18 protein-coding genes and 1 tRNA gene are annotated in these 19147 nt (G+C 61.5%); all 19 read right to left on the bottom strand.

Going from position 1 to position 19147, the window contains the following annotated elements; translation table 11 throughout:
• Positions 1-23 precede the first annotated feature (23 nt).
• Entirely contained in the window at positions 24-2090 is a 2067-nt protein-coding gene (gene nuoL / locus SB822_RS43250; RefSeq protein ID WP_007588135.1) for an NADH-quinone oxidoreductase subunit L, read from the bottom strand.
• A gap of 18 nt (positions 2091-2108) precedes the next feature.
• Positions 2109-2414: an NADH-quinone oxidoreductase subunit NuoK gene (gene nuoK, locus SB822_RS43255; protein ID WP_007588140.1), complete on the bottom strand. Its 306-nt coding sequence runs from the start codon at positions 2412-2414 to the stop codon at positions 2109-2111.
• Between the two features lie 18 nt (positions 2415-2432).
• Positions 2433-3101: an NADH-quinone oxidoreductase subunit J gene (locus SB822_RS43260; RefSeq protein WP_007743900.1), complete on the bottom strand. Its 669-nt coding sequence runs from the start codon at positions 3099-3101 to the stop codon at positions 2433-2435.
• A 156-nt stretch (positions 3102-3257) separates the two neighbouring features.
• Positions 3258-3746 carry an NADH-quinone oxidoreductase subunit NuoI gene (nuoI, locus tag SB822_RS43265; RefSeq protein ID WP_007588142.1) on the bottom strand — a complete coding sequence of 163 codons (489 nt, stop codon included), beginning with the start codon at positions 3744-3746 and terminating at the stop codon, positions 3258-3260.
• Between the two features lie 14 nt (positions 3747-3760).
• Entirely contained in the window at positions 3761-4825 is a 1065-nt protein-coding gene (nuoH, locus tag SB822_RS43270) for an NADH-quinone oxidoreductase subunit NuoH (protein ID WP_410857548.1), read from the bottom strand.
• Complete coding sequence (gene nuoG, locus SB822_RS43275) at positions 4826-7159, bottom strand: NADH-quinone oxidoreductase subunit NuoG (RefSeq protein WP_086914648.1); 2334 nt, start codon at positions 7157-7159, stop codon at positions 4826-4828.
• Positions 7160-7280: 121 nt separating this feature from the next.
• A complete protein-coding gene (gene nuoF / locus SB822_RS43280; protein WP_007588145.1) occupies positions 7281-8609 on the bottom strand; it encodes an NADH-quinone oxidoreductase subunit NuoF in 1329 nt (442 codons plus the stop codon).
• Positions 8606-9091 (bottom strand): NADH-quinone oxidoreductase subunit NuoE, encoded by a 486-nt coding sequence (nuoE, locus tag SB822_RS43285; protein ID WP_007588146.1) that lies wholly within the window; start codon positions 9089-9091, stop codon positions 8606-8608. Before nuoE ends, nuoF begins: the two co-directional genes overlap by 4 nt.
• A 160-nt stretch (positions 9092-9251) precedes the next feature.
• Positions 9252-10505, bottom strand: a complete 1254-nt coding sequence (locus SB822_RS43290) for an NADH-quinone oxidoreductase subunit D (protein WP_007588148.1) — start codon at positions 10503-10505, stop codon at positions 9252-9254.
• A gap of 9 nt (positions 10506-10514) precedes the next feature.
• A complete protein-coding gene (locus SB822_RS43295) occupies positions 10515-11117 on the bottom strand; it encodes an NADH-quinone oxidoreductase subunit C (protein WP_007588149.1) in 603 nt (200 codons plus the stop codon).
• Positions 11118-11138: 21 nt separating this feature from the next.
• The gene (locus SB822_RS43300; RefSeq protein ID WP_006052903.1) at positions 11139-11618 is read right to left on the bottom strand and encodes a NuoB/complex I 20 kDa subunit family protein; all 480 of its coding nucleotides are present in this window, start codon (positions 11616-11618) and stop codon (positions 11139-11141) included.
• A 62-nt stretch (positions 11619-11680) separates the two neighbouring features.
• On the bottom strand, positions 11681-12040 hold the full coding sequence (locus SB822_RS43305; protein WP_007588164.1) for an NADH-quinone oxidoreductase subunit A: 360 nt from the start codon (positions 12038-12040) through the stop codon (positions 11681-11683).
• A gap of 171 nt (positions 12041-12211) precedes the next feature.
• A tRNA-Leu gene (locus SB822_RS43310) sits at positions 12212-12296 on the bottom strand.
• A 112-nt stretch (positions 12297-12408) separates the two neighbouring features.
• Positions 12409-12798, bottom strand: a complete 390-nt coding sequence (secG, locus tag SB822_RS43315; RefSeq protein WP_007588165.1) for a preprotein translocase subunit SecG — start codon at positions 12796-12798, stop codon at positions 12409-12411.
• Positions 12799-12885: 87 nt separating this feature from the next.
• Complete coding sequence (gene tpiA, locus SB822_RS43320) at positions 12886-13665, bottom strand: triose-phosphate isomerase (protein WP_410857549.1); 780 nt, start codon at positions 13663-13665, stop codon at positions 12886-12888.
• 155 nt (positions 13666-13820) lie between these two features.
• The gene (locus tag SB822_RS43325; protein WP_007588167.1) at positions 13821-14837 is read right to left on the bottom strand and encodes an NAD(P)H-quinone oxidoreductase; all 1017 of its coding nucleotides are present in this window, start codon (positions 14835-14837) and stop codon (positions 13821-13823) included.
• A 127-nt stretch (positions 14838-14964) separates the two neighbouring features.
• Positions 14965-17103 (bottom strand): polyribonucleotide nucleotidyltransferase, encoded by a 2139-nt coding sequence (pnp, locus tag SB822_RS43330; RefSeq protein ID WP_007588168.1) that lies wholly within the window; start codon positions 17101-17103, stop codon positions 14965-14967.
• Between the two features lie 316 nt (positions 17104-17419).
• Positions 17420-17692, bottom strand: coding sequence for a 30S ribosomal protein S15 (gene rpsO / locus SB822_RS43335; RefSeq protein ID WP_007588169.1), 273 nt, complete (start codon positions 17690-17692; stop codon positions 17420-17422).
• A 171-nt stretch (positions 17693-17863) separates the two neighbouring features.
• Complete coding sequence (locus SB822_RS43340) at positions 17864-19135, bottom strand: branched-chain amino acid ABC transporter substrate-binding protein (RefSeq protein ID WP_007750180.1); 1272 nt, start codon at positions 19133-19135, stop codon at positions 17864-17866.
• Positions 19136-19147 lie beyond the last annotated feature (12 nt).

The raw sequence follows: 19147 nt of genomic DNA on the forward strand, positions 1-19147 counted from the left end.
GAGAAGTGTCTCCAGCCTGTTCTTTATTTTCCGCCGAGCGTTACAAACAAGGTCAGGAGCCCCAGCATGCCGATGATCATGGCGAATGCGTAGTGGTAGATATAACCCGATTGCAGGAAACGGATCACGCTCGCAAACCAGCCGATGAAACGCGCGCTGCCGTTGACAATACCGTCAATGACCACGATGTCGCCTTCCTTCCACAGCCCGCGGCCGATGGCCACGGCGCCGCGCGCGAACACGACTTCGTTGATCTTGTCCATGTAGTACTTGTTATCCAGCAGCGTGTAGATCGGACCGAAACCACGCTTGATTACGGCGGGGAGATCCGGACGCTTCAGGTACAGGAACCACGAGACCACTACGCCAGCTAGCGCCAGCCACACGGGCAGGCCCGACGCAGCGTGCAGGCCCATCGAGGCCCAGCCCTGGAATTCTTCCGCCATCTCGTGCAGCGCCGGATGGTTTTCGCCGATGAAGATCACCTTGTCGAACGCCACGCCGTGCTGGAAGAAATCGCCATACAGCAACGGCCCGATTGCGATGGCGCCGATCACGATCGACGGAATGGCGAGCAGCACGAGCGGCAGCCAGACGACCCACGGTGTTTCGTGCGGCTCGTGAGCGTGATGGTCGTCATGACCGTGGCCGTGATCGTCGTGATGACCGTGGCCGTGCGCCGCTGCTTCCGCGCCCAGCGGCGAATCAGGATGCTTCGGACCGCGGAAGCGCTCTTCGCCGTGGAACACCATGAAGTACATGCGGAACGCGTACAGCGCCGTGACGAACACGCTCGCGACGACCGCGAAGTACGCGAAGCCCGAACCCGGCAGATGCGACAGCTTCACCGCATCGATGATCGAATCTTTCGAGTAGAAGCCCGAGAAGAACGGCGTGCCGATCAGCGCCAGCGAGCCGACCAGCGACGTGATCCACGTGATCGGCATGTACTTGCGCAGGCCGCCCATGTTGCGCATGTCCTGGTCGTGGTGCATGCCGATGATCACGGAGCCCGCGCCGAGGAACAGCAGCGCCTTGAAGAACGCGTGCGTCATCAGGTGGAACACGGCGACCGGGTATGCCGACACGCCCAGCGCGACCGTCATGTAGCCGAGCTGCGACAGTGTGGAGTAAGCGACGACACGCTTGATGTCGTTCTGCACGACGCCGAGGAAGCCCATGAACAGCGTCGTGATCGCGCCGATCACCGTGATGAACGACAGCGCCGAGTCCGACAGTTCGAACAGCGGCGACATGCGCGTCACCATGAAGATACCGGCCGTCACCATGGTTGCCGCGTGAATCAGTGCGGAGATCGGCGTCGGGCCTTCCATCGAGTCGGGCAGCCACACGTGCAGCGGGAACTGCGCGGACTTACCCATCGCGCCGATGAAGAGGCAAATACACGCGACCGTCAGCAGGCCCCAGTCGGTGCCCGGGAAGCTCAGCGAAGCCAGTTCGTGGCTCTTCGCGAACACGTCGCCGTAGTTCATCGAGCCGCCATAAGCGAGGATCAGACCGATGCCGAGAATGAAGCCGAAGTCGCCCACGCGGTTGACGATGAACGCCTTCATGTTCGCGTAGATCGCGCTTTCACGCTTGAAGTAGAAGCCGATCAGCAGGTACGACACGAGACCCACCGCTTCCCAGCCGAAGAACAGCTGCAGGAAGTTGTTGCTCATCACGAGCATCAGCATCGAGAACGTGAACAGCGAGATGTACGAGAAGAAGCGCTCGTAGCCGGTTTCCTCGTCGGCCATGTAGCCGATCGTGTAGACGTGCACCATCAGCGACACGAAGGTCACCACGCACATCATCATCGCCGTGAGCGTGTCGACGAGGAAGCCGACTTCGAACTTCACCTTGCCGACCGTCATCCATTCGTACACGGTCGCGTTGAAGCTCGCGCCGTGGAGCACATCGAGAAACACGATGCACGAAAGCACGAACGAAATCGCGACGCCGAGGATCGTGACCGAGTGCGCACCGGCACGTCCCACCGTCTTGCCGAAGAGCCCCGCAATCAGCGAGCCGGCCAGCGGTGCAAGCGCTACCGCCAGCAACAGGTTTTCATTGAGTGTCGTTGACATAACAGCCTGTGCCTGAAGTTAACCTTTGAGCTGATCGAGATCCTCGACATTGATCGTGTCGAGGCTACGGAACAGGGTCACCAGAATTGCAAGACCGATCGCCGCTTCCGCTGCCGCAACCGTCAGCACGAAGAAAACGAAGATCTGGCCATGCACATCGCCGAGATAATGCGAGAACGCGACGAAGTTCGTGTTGACCGCCAGCAGCATCAGTTCGATTGCCATCAGGATGATGATGACGTTGCGACGGTTCAGGAAAATGCCAACGATGCTGATCGCGAACAGGATCGCGCCGAGCACGAGGTAATGAGCAAGGGACAACATATTTTTCTCCTCCTGACGTCAGCTGTTCTTGCCGGCGCCAGCGTCGCCAGCGACGATTTCAGGTTCAGCCGGACCTTCCTTTTCCGCTGCCATCTTGACCACGCGCACGCGGTCCTGGGCGCGCACCTTCACCTGATCCGACACGCGCTGGCGCTTGCTGTCCTTGCCGTGACGGGTGGTCAGCGCAATCGCCGCGATGATCGCGACCAGCAGCACGAGGCCGGCCACTTCGAACGCGAAGATGTAGTCGGTGTAGATGACCTTGCCGATCAGGCGTGTGTTCGACCAGTCGGCAGCGCCAGCAACGGCGGCCGTCGTGTCGCGCACGGGTTGAACCGTCGCGCCGTAGCCGTGCCAGAGAATCAGCGCCGTCTCGATCACGATGATCGCGCCCACCAAGGTCGCCATCGGCACGAAGCGTTTGAAGTCGCGCCGCAGCACGTCGAGATTGATGTCCAGCATCATCACGACGAACAGGAACAGCACCATCACCGCGCCGACATACACCAGCACCAGCAGGATCGCGAGGAATTCCGCCTGCAGCAGCATCCAGATCGCGGCCGCGTTGAAGAACGCGAGCACGAGGAACAACGCGGACGCCACCGGGTTGCGCGAAGTGATCACCTTCAGCCCTGACACCGTCAGGAGTAACGCGAAGATGTAGAACAGTACGGTCGTGAAGTCCATGATTACCGATTCATCGTTAGGCCATCGTCAGGCTTGGTGCTTTGGCGCGCGTCGTCTTCTGCCTGTGTTGCATGACGCGGCGCCAGAGCGGTCTGGCAGCGTCGCGCGGTCTTGTGCCTGCCGGACCGCGCGCCGTCGAACTGCTGTTTCAACCTATCAACGATAGGGTGCGTCGGCTGCCTTGTTTGCAGCGATTTCCGTTTCGTAACGGTCGCCGACTGCCAGCAACATGTCCTTCGTGAAGTACAGATCGCCGCGCTTTTCGCCGTGATACTCGAGGATGTGCGTTTCGACGATCGAATCGACCGGGCAGCTCTCTTCGCAGAAACCGCAGAAGATGCACTTGGTCAGGTCGATGTCGTAGCGCGTCGTGCGGCGCGTATTGTCCGCGCGCGTTTCCGATTCGATCGTGATCGCGAGCGCCGGGCACACTGCTTCGCACAGCTTGCAGGCGATACAGCGTTCTTCGCCGTTTTCGTAGCGGCGCAGCGCGTGCAGGCCACGGAAACGCGGCGAGATCGGGGTCTTCTCTTCCGGGAACTGCACAGTGATCTTGCGCTGGAACGTGTAGCGTCCCGTCAGCGCGAGGCCCTTGAGCAGCTCGGTCAGAAAGAAGGTCTTGAAGAAGTTTTGGATTGCGGTCATGGTTCGTCCGCCCTTTAGTTCCAGATATTCAACGGCGACATGATCCAGAAGCCGACCACCACGACCCAGATCACGGTGACAGGCAGGAACACCTTCCAGCCCAGACGCATGATCTGGTCATAGCGGTAGCGCGGGAACGTCGCGCGCACCCAGATGAATACCGACAGCAGGAAGAAGACTTTCAGGACCAGCCAGAAAATGCCGGGGATGAAAGACAGGAATTCGAACGGTGCGCTCCAGCCGCCCAGGAACATGACCGAGGCCAGCGCCGAGATCACGATCATGTTGATGTACTCGGCGAGGAAGAACAGCGCGAACGCCATGCCCGAGTAATCGATCATGTGGCCGGCGACGATTTCCGACTCGCCTTCCACCACGTCGAACGGGTGCCGGTTCGTTTCTGCGATGCCCGACACGAAGTACACGACGAAGGCGGGCAGCAGCGGCAGCCAGTTCCACGACAGGAACGTCACGCCGTAGCTGGCGAAGATGCCGCGCATCTGCGAGCCGACGATGTCCGACAGGTTCAGCGAGCCCGCCGTCATCAGCACGACGACGAGCGCGAAACCCATCGAGATTTCATACGACACCATCTGTGCCGCAGCGCGCATCGCGCCGAGGAAGGCGTACTTCGAGTTCGACGCCCAGCCGGCCAGAATCACGCCGTACACGCCGATCGACGAAATCGCGATGGCGTACAGCAGGCCCGCGTTGATGTCGCCGAGCACGGCGCCCGCCTGGAACGGAATCACCGCCCACACGGCGAACGCGGGGACCACCACCATCACGGGGGCGATCAGGTAGATCCAGCGGCTGGCCTGCGTCGGCTGAATGACTTCCTTCAGCAGCAGCTTCAGCACGTCGGCGATCGGCTGCAGAAGACCTGCGGGGCCAACGCGGTTCGGCCCGATACGCACGTGCATCCAGCCGATCAGCTTACGTTCCCACAGGATCAGGTAAGCCACGCACAGCAGGATCGCGACGGCCACCACCAGGATGCGCACCAGCGCCCACACCGTGGGCCATGCCACGCCGAGAATCTCGGTGCCGCCCGCGTTGATCGATTCGAACAAGGTCATTTACGCCTTCTCCACCACCAGTTCACCGAACAGGCTGCCCAGCGCTGCACCGGCGGGCGTAGCCGCCGACACGCGGACGACCGTCTCCGCAAGATTCGCATCACGCACGGCGGGTATCTGCACCGAGCGATCGCCCTGACGAACGCGCACTGCGTCGCCTTCCTTCAAACCCAGCTTGTCGAACAGCGCGGCGGGCAGCCCCACCGAGTTGGCGGCGCGCGCGGCTGCCGTCAGATGCAGCGACTGCGCGCGGCGCACGAGCTGATCGGCGTGGTAGATCGGCACGTCAGCGATGCGCTCGAACGTGCCTTCCGCGGCCTTCGCGCCATTGCTGCGCGCGACGCTCGCCGACGTTTTGTTCGACAGGCGCGGCGTGAGGTCGCCATCGCCCAGTGCCACGGCGCGCACCTGCTCTGCTGTATCGTAGTCGAAGCCCGACGCGCCGAGCAGATTGCCCAGCACGCGCAGCACCTTCCATGCGGGACGCGCATCGCCAAGCGGACGCACGACGCCGTTGAACATCTGCACCGTCCCTTCCGCGTTCACGAACGTGCCAGCCGTTTCCGTGTACGGCGCGATCGGCAGCAGGACGTCTGCGTATTCTGCGCCCGTCTGGAACGGCGACATCACGACGACCATTTCCGCCTGGTTCAGCGCGGCAAGCGCCTGCGCCGGGTTGGCCGTATCGAATTCCGGTTCGAGGTTCAGCAGCACATAACCCTTGCGCGGCTGCTCGAAAACTTCGCGAGCATTCAGGCCGCCCTCGCCCGGCAATGCGCCGACGAGATGCGCACCGACCGTGTTCGCCGCTTCCGTCAGGAAGCCGAGCGTAGCCCCCGTTGCTTCAGCGATCCATTGAGCCGCAGCGTGGATGCGCGCGAACTCCGGATGCTGGACCGCGCCGTTACCGAGCAGCACGACGCGCGTTTCACCGGCGCCGAGTGCAGCGGCGGTCTTCTTTGCGGCATCCGTTGCCGTCGCGCCTGCGAAGGCTTCCGGCAGTGCCACGCCCTTCGCTTCGGACACGGCAGCAGCGATACCCGCAAGTTCATTGAGCCATGCCGACGGCGCAGCAGCGATGCGTGCAGCTTGCGGGATCAGCGCGTCGTCGCGCGTCGCCTGCAGCAGCGTGATCTTTGCGCCGCTCTTCGCTGCCTGGCGCAGACGCGCCGCAAACAGCGGATGGTCGCGACGCAGCGACGAGCCGATCACGAGCGCGCTGTCGACCATCGACAGGTTCGCGATCGACGTACCGAGCCACGGCGTGCCATTTGCAGCGGCCGTGAAGTCCGTCTGACGCAGACGGAAATCGACGTTCGGCGTACCGACGGCTTGCGCAACCTGCTTGAGCAGGAACAGTTCTTCGACCGTGCTGTGCGCGCTGCCAAGCGCGGCAATCCCGTTCGCGCCATGGTCGGCCGAGATGCCCTTCAGACCCTTCACGACATATTCGAGCGCCGTCTGCCAGTCCGTTTCGATCCACTGGCCGTTTTGCTTGAGCATCGGACGCGTCAGACGTTCCGGGCTGTTCAGGGCTTCGTACGAGAAGCGGTCCTTGTCCGAAATCCAGCATTCGTTGATCGCTTCGTTTTCGAACGGCAGAACGCGCATCACGCGGTTGTTCTTCACTTGCACCACGAGGTTCGCGCCGACGGAATCGTGCGGGCTCACCGACTTGCGGCGCGACAGTTCCCACGTACGGGCGCTGTAGCGGAACGGCTTGCTGGTCAGCGCGCCGACCGGGCACAGGTCGATCATGTTGCCCGACAGTTCGGAGTCGACCGTCTTGCCGACGAACGACGTGATTTCCGAGTGTTCGCCGCGACCCAGCATGCCGAGTTCCATCACGCCGGCAACTTCTTCGCCGAAGCGGACGCAACGCGTGCAGTGAATGCAGCGCGACATTTCTTCCATCGAGATCAGCGGGCCGACGTTCTTGTGGAACACGACGCGCTTCTCTTCGCTATATCGCGACGACGACTTGCCGTAACCGACGGCCAGATCCTGCAACTGGCATTCGCCGCCCTGGTCGCAGATCGGGCAATCGAGCGGGTGATTGATCAGCAGGAATTCCATCACGGATTGCTGACCCTTCACCGCCTTTTCCGACTTCGTGCGCACGATCATGCCCGCCGACACCGGCGTTGCGCATGCAGGCACGGCCTTCGGCATCTTCTCGACATCGACAAGACACATCCGGCAGTTGGCCGCAATCGACAGTTTCTTGTGATAGCAGAAGTGAGGAATGTAGGTATCGACCTTATGCGCAGCCTGAATGATCATGCTGCCTTCGGCCACCTCTACTTTCTTGCCGTCTATTTCAAGTTCAACCATGATGGTCAATCTTCCTTAACCTGTTACCGCTCAATCGTTCGCCCGCTCGCCGCTACATAGCGGCGGCGCCCGCGTTTGACTCTGGCTCGCGTTGGCCTTGCATCGGCCTCGCATTGACCTCTTAAGCGGCGACCGTTTCCGTGGCCGCCGCCGCGCCGGCGTGACCGCCGACGACGCAACGCTTGTTGGCGACGTGATACTCGAATTCGTCCCAGTAGTGCTTGAGCATGCCTCGCACCGGCATCGCTGCCGCATCACCGAGCGCGCAGATCGTGCGGCCCATGATGTTCTCGGCGACCGAGTTCAGCAGATCCAGATCTTCCTTGCGGCCCAGACCGTGCTCGATACGATGCACGACGCGATACAGCCAGCCTGTGCCTTCGCGGCACGGCGTGCACTGACCGCACGACTCTTCGTAATAGAAGTACGACAGGCGCAGCAGCGAGCGCACCATGCAGCGCGTCTCGTCCATCACGATGACGGCGCCCGAGCCCAGCATCGAACCCTGCTTCGCGATCGAGTCGTAGTCCATGTCGGTTTGCATCATCAGATCGCCCGGAATCACGGGTGCTGACGAACCGCCAGGAATCACGGCCTTGATCTTCTTGCCGCCGCGCATGCCACCCGCGAGGTCCAGCAGCGTCGCGAACGGCGTGCCGAGCGGGACTTCATAGTTGCCCGGACGCTCGACGTCACCCGACACCGAGAAAATCTTCGTGCCGCCGTTGTTCGGCTTGCCCATCTCGAGGTAGTTCTGCGGGCCGACGGCCAGCAGGAACGGCACGGCTGCGAAGGTTTCCGTGTTGTTGATCGTGGTCGGCTTGCCGTACACGCCGAAGCTCGCCGGGAAAGGCGGCTTGAAGCGCGGCTGGCCCTTCTTGCCTTCCAGCGATTCGAGCAGTGCCGTTTCTTCGCCGCAGATGTACGCGCCGTAACCGTGGTGCGCGTGCAGCTGGAACGAGAAGCCCGAGCCCATGATGTTGTCGCCGAGGAAGCCCGCTGCGCGCGCTTCTTCCAGCGCTGCTTCGAAGCGTCGATAGACTTCGAAGATTTCGCCGTGAATATAGTTGTAGCCGACCGAGATGTTCATCGCGTACGCGCCGATGATCATGCCTTCGATCAGCGAGTGCGGATTCCAGCGCAGGATGTCGCGGTCTTTGAACGTGCCAGGCTCGCCTTCGTCCGAATTGCAAACGAGGTACTTCTGCCCCGGGAACTGACGCGGCATGAAGCTCCACTTCAGGCCGGTCGGGAAGCCCGCACCGCCACGGCCACGCAGACCCGAAGCCTTGACGTCGGCGATCACCTGCTCGGGCGGAATCTTTTCTTCGAGGATACGGCGCAGCTGCTTGTAGCCGCCGCGCTCGACGTAGTCCTGAAGATGCCAGTTGTCGCCGTTCAGACCGGCGAGAATCAGCGGCTTGATGTGACGATCGTGTAAAGACGTCATTTCGAAAGTTCCTCGAGGAGCTGGTCGATCTTCTCGCGGCTCATGAAGCTGCACATACGATGGTTGTTCACGAGCATCACGGGCGCATCACCGCACGAACCCATGCATTCGCCCTCTTTGAGGGTGAATTTGCCGTCCGCGGTGGTTTCGCCGAAGTCGATACCGAGCTTCTGCTTCAGATATTCGGCGGCGCTGTCCGAGCCGCCATCGGGACCGAGCTGGCACGGCAGGTTCGTGCAGAGCGTGATCTTGTATTTGCCGACGGGCGACGTCTCATACATCGTGTAGAAGGTCGCAACCTCCTGCACGGCGACGGCCGGCATGCCGAGATAGTCCGCGACGAACTGCATGAGTTCGGGCGACAGCCAGCCAAGTTCTTCCTGGCCGACCGCCAACGCCGACATCACGGCGGACTGTTTCTGATCGGCGGGATACTTTGCGATCGCGCGATCGATTTCTTTCAGGCCTTCAGCTGAGATCATTTTCAGACACGACTCTTTCAATTCCTACCGAACGAAAACCCGTCGCGCACTGCGTGTTGCGACAGACCCGGCGTTCCTTTGCTTGACGCGCGCTCCGCTTCTCATGCTTTATCGGCCACGTGAGCGCGTGCCTTGATGAAAACCGCTTATGACGACCGCGCTAGCGATCCACTTCACCGAACACGATGTCCTGTGTGCCGATGATCGTCACGGCGTCCGCGATCATGTGGCCGCGCGCCATTTCGTCGAGCGCGGACAAGTGGGCATAACCCGGCGCGCGAATCTTGAGGCGGTACGGCTTGTTTGCGCCATCCGACACGAGATAGATGCCGAACTCGCCCTTCGGATGCTCGACAGCGGCATACGCTTCGCCTTCCGGCACATGGAAGCCTTCCGTGAAGAGCTTGAAGTGGTGAATCAGATCTTCCATGTTCGACTTCATGCCCACGCGCGACGGCGGCGCGATCTTGTGATTGTCGGTCATCACAGGACCAGGATTCTTACGCAGCCATTCAATGCACTGTTTCGCGATCCGCGTGGATTGACGCATTTCTTCGACGCGCACCAGATAGCGGTCGTAGCAGTCGCCGTTCACGCCGACGGGAATGTCGAAATCCATCTGGTCGTACACTTCGTACGGCTGCTTCTTGCGCAGATCCCACTCGATGCCCGAACCGCGCAGCATCGGACCCGTCATGCCCAGTTGCAGCGCGCGCTCCGGACTCACGACGCCGATGCCGACCAGACGCTGTTTCCAGATGCGGTTGTCGGTGAGCAGCGTTTCGTACTCGTCGACGCACTTCGGGAAGCGGTTGAAGAAGTCTTCGATGAAGTCGAGCAGCGAACCTTGGCGCGTCTCGTTCATCTTCGACAAGGCCTTCGCATTGCGGATCTTCGATGCCTTGTATTGCGGCATTGCGTCCGGCAGATCGCGATACACACCACCCGGACGATAGTACGCCGCGTGCATCCGTGCGCCGGATACCGCTTCATACACGTCCATCAGGTCTTCGCGCTCGCGGAAGGCGTAGAGGAACACGGCCATCGCGCCGACGTCGAGCGCGTGCGCGCCGATCCACATCAGGTGGTTCAGCACGCGCGTGACTTCGTCGAACAGCACGCGGATGTATTTCGCACGGATGGGCACATCGATGCCGAGCAGCTTTTCGATCGCCATCACGTAGCCGTGCTCGTTGACCATCATCGACACGTAGTCAAGACGGTCCATGTACGGCACGGACTGAATGAAGGTCTTGCTTTCCGCGAGCTTTTCAGTTGCGCGGTGCAGGAGGCCGATGTGCGGATCGGCGCGCTGGATCACTTCGCCGTCGAGCTCGAGCACGAGGCGCAGCACGCCGTGCGCTGCCGGGTGCTGCGGGCCGAAGTTGAGCGTGTAGTTCTTGATCTCTGCCATGGCGTTCTCTTAGTGTTTCAGGCCGCCATAGCGATCCTCGCGGATCACGCGCGGCGTGATTTCCCGAGGCTCGATCGTCACCGGCTGATAGACGACGCGCTTCTCTTCCGGGTCGTAACGCATTTCGACGTAACCGGAGACAGGGAAATCCTTGCGGAACGGGTGACCGATGAAACCGTAATCGGTCAGGATGCGGCGCAGGTCGGGGTGGCCTTCGAAGACGATGCCGTACAGGTCGAACGCTTCGCGCTCGTACCAGTTGGCCGAACTCCAGATGTCGACGACCGACGCGACGAGCGGCACTTCGTCGTCCGGTGCGAACACACGCACGCGCAGGCGCCAGTTGTTCGACACGGACAGCAGATGCAGGACGGCGGCAAAACGCGGACCTTCGTAAGCGCCTTCACCGTAGGTTTGATAGTCGATACCGCAGAGGTCGATCAACTGCTCGAAACGCAGCGTCGCGTCGTCGCGCAGACGCTTCGTCACTTCGAGGTAATCGCCTGCCTTCACGACGATCGTCAGCTCACCGATCGATTCGGTGATGCTCGTCAGGCGGCCGCCAAAGGCCGCCTCGAGGTTCGCTTTGAGAGTCTCGAGTTTGCTTGCCATATTGTGGGGAGGCTTGGGCTTTTATTGACGGGCGATGGTGTTGGTCCGGCGGATCTTTGCCTGCAGCTGGATCACGCCGTACACCAGCGCTTCAGCTGTGGGCGGACAGCCCGGCACATACACATCGACAGGCACGATACGGTCACAGCCACGCACCACCGAGTACGAATAGTGATAGTAGCCGCCGCCGTTCGCGCACGAACCCATCGAGATCACCCAACGCGGCTCGGCCATCTGGTCGTAGACCTTGCGCAGCGCAGGCGCCATCTTGTTGCACAGCGTGCCGGCGACGATCATCACGTCCGACTGACGCGGACTCGGACGAAACACCACGCCGAAACGGTCAAGGTCATAACGGGCAGCGCCCGCATGCATCATCTCGACCGCGCAACACGCGAGACCGAACGTCATCGGCCACAGCGAACCGGTACGCGTCCAGTTGATCAGCTTGTCAGCCGTGGTGGTGACAAACCCTTCCTTCAAGACCCCTTCGATACTCATTTGTTTTCCACTCCAGACAGGCGGCGAGCCATCGCCACCTACACACACCGGCGATTAACCCGTCATTCCCAGTCGAGACCGCCTTTCTTCCAGATATAGGCGAAGCCCAACAGGAATTCGAGCAGAAAAATCATCATCGAGATGAAGCCGGGCCAGCCGATATCGCGCAGGGCCACGCCCCACGGGAACAGGAATGCCGTTTCAAGGTCGAAGATGATGAAGAGAATGGCGACCAGGTAGTAGCGCACATCGAACTTCATGCGCGCATCTTCGAATGCTTCGAAGCCGCACTCGTACGGTGCGTTCTTTTCGGTGTCCGGTCGATTCGGACCGAGGATCTTACCAATACTGACCAGTGCTACGCCTAAACCGGTGCCCACGAGGAGAAACAACAAGACGGGGAAATAGGCTGCGAGGTTCAAAGTATCCTCAATCGGTTGGTTCTGAGTGACGTCAGGAGACGTTGACTACGCCGAACAACCCCTGACGCGAAACACTTCGGGATGCTTGATGTTGAAAGCCCACAGCAAACACCACCTCAGAAGTGAAAATGCCAGCCGAAGCTGAAGCAAGCGGCTGGCATTAGATAACATTGGTGCCGACGGCGAGACTCGAACTCGCACAGCTTTCGCCACTACCCCCTCAAGATAGCGTGTCTACCAATTTCACCACGTCGGCACTGTCTGCAATCCGGGAAAACAACTTGTAAAACCCGCGAATCGCTTCAAGACTTGAATTGTAACCCGGTCAAACAGTTTGTTCAACGCACAAACGTGTTTTTCCGGAAAATTTATTTCGGCACGTCCTGACCTGGCGCAGAAGCTGCAGACGCAGCAATTGCAGCCGAGGCATTGACGGGTGCCGACGCACCAGCAGCGGCCGATGTCGCAACAGGTGCCGTTGCCGGCACGCCGCCCAACACGCCCGCCGAAGGCGTCGCGCGATAAGCACCGAGGTACGTCAGTGTCAACGTGGTGACGAAGAACACAGCTGCCAGTATCGCAGTGGTACGTGACAGAAAATTAGCAGAGCCTGTCGCGCCAAAGAGACTGCCCGATGCGCCACTACCAAAAGCCGCGCCCATATCGGCACCCTTGCCGTGTTGCAGGAGCACGAGGCCGATGACGCCAAGCGCCGACAGCAACTGCACGACAATGATCAACGTTTTCAAATACAGCATCACACTCACCTGAGTCTTTATTTAACCGCACAGCACGACATGCTGCACGCAATGGGTCATCCTCGCCCGGGCACTCTGCCTTGATGCTCAGCGCGCGGCCGTTGCCGCGACAGCTGCCGTGCAGATTGCCAGGAAATCCTTATCCTTCAACGACGCACCACCAATCAGGCCGCCATCGATATCCAGCTGGCTGAACAGGTCTTCCGCGTTCTCCGGCTTCACGCTGCCGCCATACAGCAGCGGCACGTCGGCGGCATCGCCGCCCTTTGCGACGAGACGCGCGCGCAGGAACGCGTGAACGTCCTGTGCCTGCTGCGCCGTCGCGCTCTTGCCAGTGCCAATTGCCCACACAGGCTCATACGCGACCACGAGCCGAGCCGCCTCTTCCACCGACAGCTTCACGAGCACCGCATCCAGTTGCTCACCGACGATCTGCTCGGACTTGCCACCCTCGCGCTCTTCAAGCGTTTCGCCGACGCAGACGATCGGCGTCAAACCTGCTTCGAGCGCACGCTGCGTCTTCACAGCGACGATCTCAGCGCTTTCGCGATGATACGCACGACGCTCCGAATGCCCGACGATCGCGTACGACGCGCCAAACTCGGCAGCCATTTCAGCCGCGACCTCTCCGGTAAACGCGCCTTGTGTGTGCGCGGAGATATCCTGCACACCCCACGCGACGCGGCCGCTTTCGAGCAGCGTTTGCGCCTGCGCCAGATACGGGCACGGCACGCACACGCCGACTCGCACATCGTCCGGAAGATCTTCGGCGCCGCGCGATACCGCCTGCAGCAGCACGCGGTTATCGGCCAGCCGGCCGTGCATCTTCCAGTTACCGACTACCAGTTTTGCTCGTTGTTTCGCCATCGTCTCGCTCGTTTTATCGTGGTACGGGTGATGAACGCATCCGCTTCGTCGGCGCTCGGTACCCGCTCCGCATGCAAAAACCATGCAGAACGCGCAAAACACGCGATTTTACTGTGTGCTGACAGACTGGGTCAAACTCAATTAAACGACCGCTGTCAAGCACCCGCGCCCCAATTCAACACGATCTTGCCGACGTGCGTGCTGCTCTCCATCAGCTCATGCGCCTGCGCAGCCTCGGCGGCGGGGAACACCTTGAAGATCACCGGCTTGATCGTGCCGTCTTCGAGATGCGGCCATACGCGCTCTTTCAGTTGCGCCGCGATCTTCGCCTTGAACTCGACGGGCCGCGGACGCAGCGTCGACCCCGTAACCGTGAGCCGGCGGCGCAGAATATCATTCAGATTCACTTCCGCCTTCGCGCCGCCCAGCAGCGCGATGATGGCGAGACGGCCGCCGTCGGCGAGCGCCTTCAGTTCGCGCGGCACGTAGCTGCCCGCCACCATGTCGAGGATCACGTCGACGCCGCGGTCGTTCGTGAGCGACTTGATCACCTCGACGAAATCTTCCGTCTTGTAGTTGATCGCCCGCTCGGCGCCGATTTCCTCACATGCGCGGCACTTCTCGTCGGTGCCGGCCGTCGCGAACACGCGAAAGCCGAGCGCGTGCGCAATCTGGATCGCCGTCACGCCGATGCCGCTCGAACCACCCTGCACCAGAAACGTTTCGTTCTCGCCGCCCTCGCCTCTGCCGAGCATCGCACGGTCAAAAACATTGCTCCAGACCGTGAAGAATGTCTCCGGCAACGCAGCCGCTTCGATATCGGAGAAGCCCTTCGGCACGGGCAGACATTGCAGCAACGGTACGCTCGCATATTCCGCATACCCGCCGCCCGCCATCAGCGCGCACACGCGGTCGCCGATCTTCAGACCGAACGGATTGCGCTTCTCGTCGATGTTTCCGCCGACGATTTCGCCCGCCACTTCCAGCCCCGGCAGGTCCGATGCGCCCGGCGGCGGTGCATAGCCGCCCTTGCGCTGGAACACGTCCGGGCGATTCACGCCCGACGCGGACACCTTGATCAGCACTTCACCCGCTTTCGGTTCGGGCATCGGCCGCTCGGCGAGCTTCAAGACTTCCGGCGCACCGAATTCGGTGATTTCGATTGCGTTCATCGTCGTCTCTCCCAGGTCTGGATTGCGCTGCAAACCGGCCGTGCAAACCCGTTCGCACTGCAATCCACCCTACATGAAAAACGGCCGGCGCGCAGTTGCGCTACCGGCCGTTCCCACTTTCACCGCGTTACTGCTGCGGCGTCGGCTCCGTTTGTGCTGCTTCGTTCAGGAGCGCCTTCGCCGACAGACGCACACGACCCTTCTCGTCCGTCTGGATGACCTTGACCTTCACTTGCTGGCCTTCCTTCAGGTAGTCGTTGATGTCCTTGATACGCTCGTTGGCGATTTCGGAGATGTGCAGCAGACCATCCTTGCCCGGCAGCAGGTTGACGATCGCGCCGAAGTCCAGCAGCTTGAGAATCGTGCCTTCGTAGACCTGGCCGACTTCGACTTCCGCCGTGATGTTCTCGATGCGCTTCTTCGCGTCGGCCATGCCTTCGCTGCTCGTGCTCGCGATCGTGACAACGCCGTCGTCCGAAATGTCGATCGTCGTGCCCGTTTCTTCCGTCAGCGCGCGGATCACCGAACCACCCTTGCCGATCACGTCGCGGATCTTTTCCGGATTGATCTTGATGGTGATCATGCGCGGCGCGTAGTCGGACAGTTCCGTGTTCGCACCGGAGACAGCCGAGGTCATCTTGCTGAGGATATGCATGCGGCCTTCCTTCGCCTGCGCGAGCGCGACCTGCATGATTTCCTTCGTGATGCCCTGGATCTTGATGTCCATCTGCAGTGCCGTCACGCCAGCTTCCGTGCCCGCCACCTTGAAGTCCATGTCGCCGAGGTGATCTTCGTCGCCGAGGATGTCGGTCAGCACGGCGAACTTGTTGCCTTCGAGGATCAGGCCCATCGCGATGCCGGCGACGTGCGCCTTCATCGGCACGCCGGCGTCCATCAGCGCGAGGCAGCCGCCGCACACGGAAGCCATCGACGACGAACCGTTCGATTCCGTGATTTCCGACACGACACGGATCGAGTAACCGAACTCTTCCGCGCTCGGCAGGCATGCGACCAGCGCGCGCTTCGCGAGACGGCCGTGACCGATTTCACGACGCTTCGGCGAGCCGACGCGGCCCGTTTCGCCCGTCGCGAACGGCGGCATGTTGTAGTGGAGCATGAAGCGCTCACGGTATTCGCCTTCGAGCGCGTCGATGATCTGCTCGTCACCCTTCGTGCCGAGCGTCGCGACGACTAGCGCCTGCGTTTCGCCACGCGTGAAGAGTGCCGAACCGTGGGTGCGCGGCAGGACGCCCGTGCGGATTTCGATCGGACGAACCGTGCGCGTGTCACGGCCATCGATACGCGGTTCGCCGTTCAGGATCTGCGAACGGACGATCTTCGCTTCGATGTCGAACAGCACGTTGCCGACGGATGCCTTGTCGGCTGCCACCGTGCCCGCTGCCGCGGCTTCTTCTTCGAGCTTGGCTTGCGTGGCTGCGTAGACGGCCTTCAGCTTCGTCGAGCGAGCCTGCTTGTCGCGCGTCTGATATGCCGACAGCAGTTCGTTGCCCGCGATTTCGTTGACGCGCGAGATCAGCGCTTCGTTCTTCGGCGCGGCTTGCCAGTCCCACTCGGGCTTGCCGCCTTCACGGACCAGTTCGTGGATCGCGTCGATAGCCGTTTGCATCTGCTCGTGACCGAACACGACGGCGCCCAGCATCACGTCTTCCGGCAGTTGATCCGCTTCGGATTCGACCATCAGCACCGCGCGCTCCGTACCGGCGACGACGAGGTCCAGGCTCGATTCCTTGACTTGCGAGCGGGTCGGGTTCAGCACGTACTCGTTGTTGATGTACGCAACGCGCGCTGCACCTACCGGGCCGTTGAACGGCAGACCCGACACGGCGAGCGCCGCCGATGCGCCGATCAGCGCGGGGATGTCGGCGGGGACTTCCGGGTTGATCGACATCACGTGGATGACGACCTGCACTTCGTTGTAGAAGCCTTCCGGGAAGAGCGGACGCAGCGGACGGTCGATCAGACGCGAAATCAGCGTTTCGCCTTCCGAGGGACGGCCTTCGCGGCGGAAGAAGCCGCCAGGGATCTTGCCTGCCGAATAGGTCTTTTCGATGTAATCGACGGTCAGCGGGAAGAAGTCCTGGCCCGGCTTCGCCGTCTTCGCGCCGACGACGGTCGCGAGCACGACGGTGTCTTCGATGTCGACCAGCACGGCACCGCCCGCCTGGCGGGCGATTTCACCCGTTTCCATGCGGACCGTTTGCTGGCCCCACTTGAACTCTTTGACGACCTTGTTAAACAGAGACATTTGTCCTCCTTGATCTTTTGGTCATGCCGCGCAAAACTGCGCGCGGCACCGTCAGGACCGGACCTTTCGGGTAGAGGAGTGTTATGCCATTCCAGAGAATCACGTGGATGCATCGATTTGCACGCGAACCGCTGGAATGACACAGCGCCCTACCCTGAAGCCCGGCTTTATTTCGTTTTACCCGCGGCGCAACCGGCACGCCTGACGGGTGGTATCAACGGCAAACCTCACACGAAGCGCACCGTTGAAAAACAAAATGCCTGTATCAGCGGAACTGACACAGGCATCTTGCTGACAGAAAGTCCGATGCGCCGGATTACTTACGCAGACCCAACTTCTCGATCAGAGCGCGGTAACGGTCAGCGTCCTTGCCCTTCAGGTAGTCGAGCAGCTTGCGACGACGGCTCACCATGCGCAGCAGACCGCGGCGGCTGTGGTGGTCCTTCGTGTGGGCCTTGAAGTGGACCGTCAGTTCGTTGATGCGCGTGGTCAGCAGAGCGACCTGAACTTCGGGCGATCCGGTGTCGTTAGCAGCGCGTGCGAATTGCGCGACGACGTCGGATTTCTTGGTGATTTCAGCTACGGACATGTTGATTTCCTTTGAATCGACAGGCGGTCACGGAAGAAAGGCCGTGCCGTGGGTTACAGCAAAACGAGTCGCGTATTGTAGCACAGCCCGTTCATCCGGCGAACCCCGCCGTTTCGGGCTGTGCTTCTGGCCAGGCCCGAATCCCGCCACGGCTGGACGCTCACGGGCCGCTCAGGGCCGCTTCATCCGGCATGTCGTGGGTGGCACCGTACGCTCGGGCGGCAGCGCCAGCACCGTTCTGAAGCCGTAACCCGAGCCTTCGTTGTCGAAATGGACGCCCGGCGTGCCTGCCTTGTCCATTTCCATCACGTAAAGGGGCTGGATCAACTGATGGTCGTCGGCGCGCATCCACGACGCGTGAAAACCATTGTCGTACTTCATCCCTTCCAGCGCCTTCGCAACCTTCTCCGGCTGCGCGCTGCCCGCACGGCTCATCGCCGCCGCGAGCATCTCGATCATCAGCGGCATGCGCAGCACGGGATAATCGTCCTGCGCGGCCGGGAAACGCTGCCGGAACGACGCGTACCACGCGTCCGACGCCGCGCCGCCCGCGTTCGGATGCCAGTCGGCCACGGCGATCACGCGCTTCACGCCCGCGTCGCCGAGCGCGGCCGGCGCACCCAGACTGTTGCCGTAGAACGTGTAGAACTTCGTGTCGAGGCCCTGCTCACGCGCCGCCTTCACAAGCAGCGTCAGATCGTTGCCCCAGTTGCCCGTGATCACCGCGTCCGCGCCGCTCGCGCGAATCTTCGCGATGTACGGCGCGAAATCTTTCACGCGTCCGATCGGATGAAACTCGTCGCCAACCACCGCGACATCCGGCCGCTTGGATGCGAGCGCCGCGCGCGCCAGCGTGCTCACGTCATGCCCGAAGCTGTAGTCCTGATTCAGCAGATAGACCTTCTTCACCGACTTGTCGCGCTGGATGACATCGGCGAGCGCGTCCATTCGCATGCCCGCGTGCGCGTCGAAGCGGAAATGCCAGAAGCTGCAGTTCGCGTTGGTGAGCGCGGGGTCGTCGGCGGAATAGTTGAGGAACAGCTCGCGGTTGTCCGGTTCGCGCGTATTCTGCTTGTCGATCGCCGTGAGCAAGGCGGCAGCCACGGCCGAACTGTTGCCTTGCGTGATGAAACCGATGTGTTTGTCGGCGGCGGCGCGCAGTTGCACGAGCGCCTCTTCCGCGCTGCCCTTGCTGTCCAGCACGACGAGCTCCAGCGGATGCACGCCGTCCGCCAGTTTCACGCCGCCGCGCGCGTTGACCGTTTCAACGCCGAACCGCAGGTTCCGCTCGACAGCCGCGCCCGCGTTCGCGAACGGGCCGGACATGCCTTCGATCATCGCAATGCGAATCGGTGCGCCCTGCGCATGCACATTGGCGGCAGGAATCGTCGCCGCGGCCAGCGTCATCGCCGTCACTATCGCCTTTGCCCACTTTGCTTTCATCAGCGTCTCATC

This window comes from Paraburkholderia sp. SIMBA_054 (assembly GCF_046534875.1).
Taxonomy (GTDB): Bacteria; Pseudomonadota; Gammaproteobacteria; order Burkholderiales; family Burkholderiaceae; genus Paraburkholderia; species Paraburkholderia hospita.

Bases quoted from the DNA above. Each gene is read 5' to 3' on its own strand.
- rpsO (WP_007588169.1), bottom strand. From the start codon at position 17,692: ATGTCCGTAGCTGAAATCACCAAGAAATCCGACGTCGTCGCGCAATTC.
- SB822_RS43260 (WP_007743900.1), bottom strand. From the start codon at position 3,101: ATGGACTTCACGACCGTACTGTTCTACATCTTCGCGTTACTCCTGACG.
- secG (WP_007588165.1), bottom strand. From the start codon at position 12,798: ATGCTGTATTTGAAAACGTTGATCATTGTCGTGCAGTTGCTGTCGGCG.
- SB822_RS43300 (WP_006052903.1), bottom strand. From the start codon at position 11,618: ATGAGTATCGAAGGGGTCTTGAAGGAAGGGTTTGTCACCACCACGGCT.
- nuoE (WP_007588146.1), bottom strand. From the start codon at position 9,091: ATGATCTCAGCTGAAGGCCTGAAAGAAATCGATCGCGCGATCGCAAAG.
- nuoG (WP_086914648.1), bottom strand. From the start codon at position 7,159: ATGGTTGAACTTGAAATAGACGGCAAGAAAGTAGAGGTGGCCGAAGGC.
- SB822_RS43325 (WP_007588167.1), bottom strand. From the start codon at position 14,837: ATGAACGCAATCGAAATCACCGAATTCGGTGCGCCGGAAGTCTTGAAG.
- SB822_RS43340 (WP_007750180.1), bottom strand. From the start codon at position 19,135: ATGAAAGCAAAGTGGGCAAAGGCGATAGTGACGGCGATGACGCTGGCC.
- SB822_RS43295 (WP_007588149.1), bottom strand. From the start codon at position 11,117: ATGGCAAGCAAACTCGAGACTCTCAAAGCGAACCTCGAGGCGGCCTTT.
- tpiA (WP_410857549.1), bottom strand. From the start codon at position 13,665: ATGGCGAAACAACGAGCAAAACTGGTAGTCGGTAACTGGAAGATGCAC.
- nuoK (WP_007588140.1), bottom strand. From the start codon at position 2,414: ATGTTGTCCCTTGCTCATTACCTCGTGCTCGGCGCGATCCTGTTCGCG.
- nuoI (WP_007588142.1), bottom strand. From the start codon at position 3,746: ATGACCGCAATCCAAAACTTCTTCAAGACCTTCTTTCTGACCGAGCTG.
- nuoL (WP_007588135.1), bottom strand. From the start codon at position 2,090: ATGTCAACGACACTCAATGAAAACCTGTTGCTGGCGGTAGCGCTTGCA.
- SB822_RS43290 (WP_007588148.1), bottom strand. From the start codon at position 10,505: ATGGCAGAGATCAAGAACTACACGCTCAACTTCGGCCCGCAGCACCCG.
- nuoF (WP_007588145.1), bottom strand. From the start codon at position 8,609: ATGACGTCTTTACACGATCGTCACATCAAGCCGCTGATTCTCGCCGGT.
- nuoH (WP_410857548.1), bottom strand. From the start codon at position 4,825: ATGACCTTGTTCGAATCGATCAACGCGGGCGGCACCGAGATTCTCGGC.
- pnp (WP_007588168.1), bottom strand. From the start codon at position 17,103: ATGTCTCTGTTTAACAAGGTCGTCAAAGAGTTCAAGTGGGGCCAGCAA.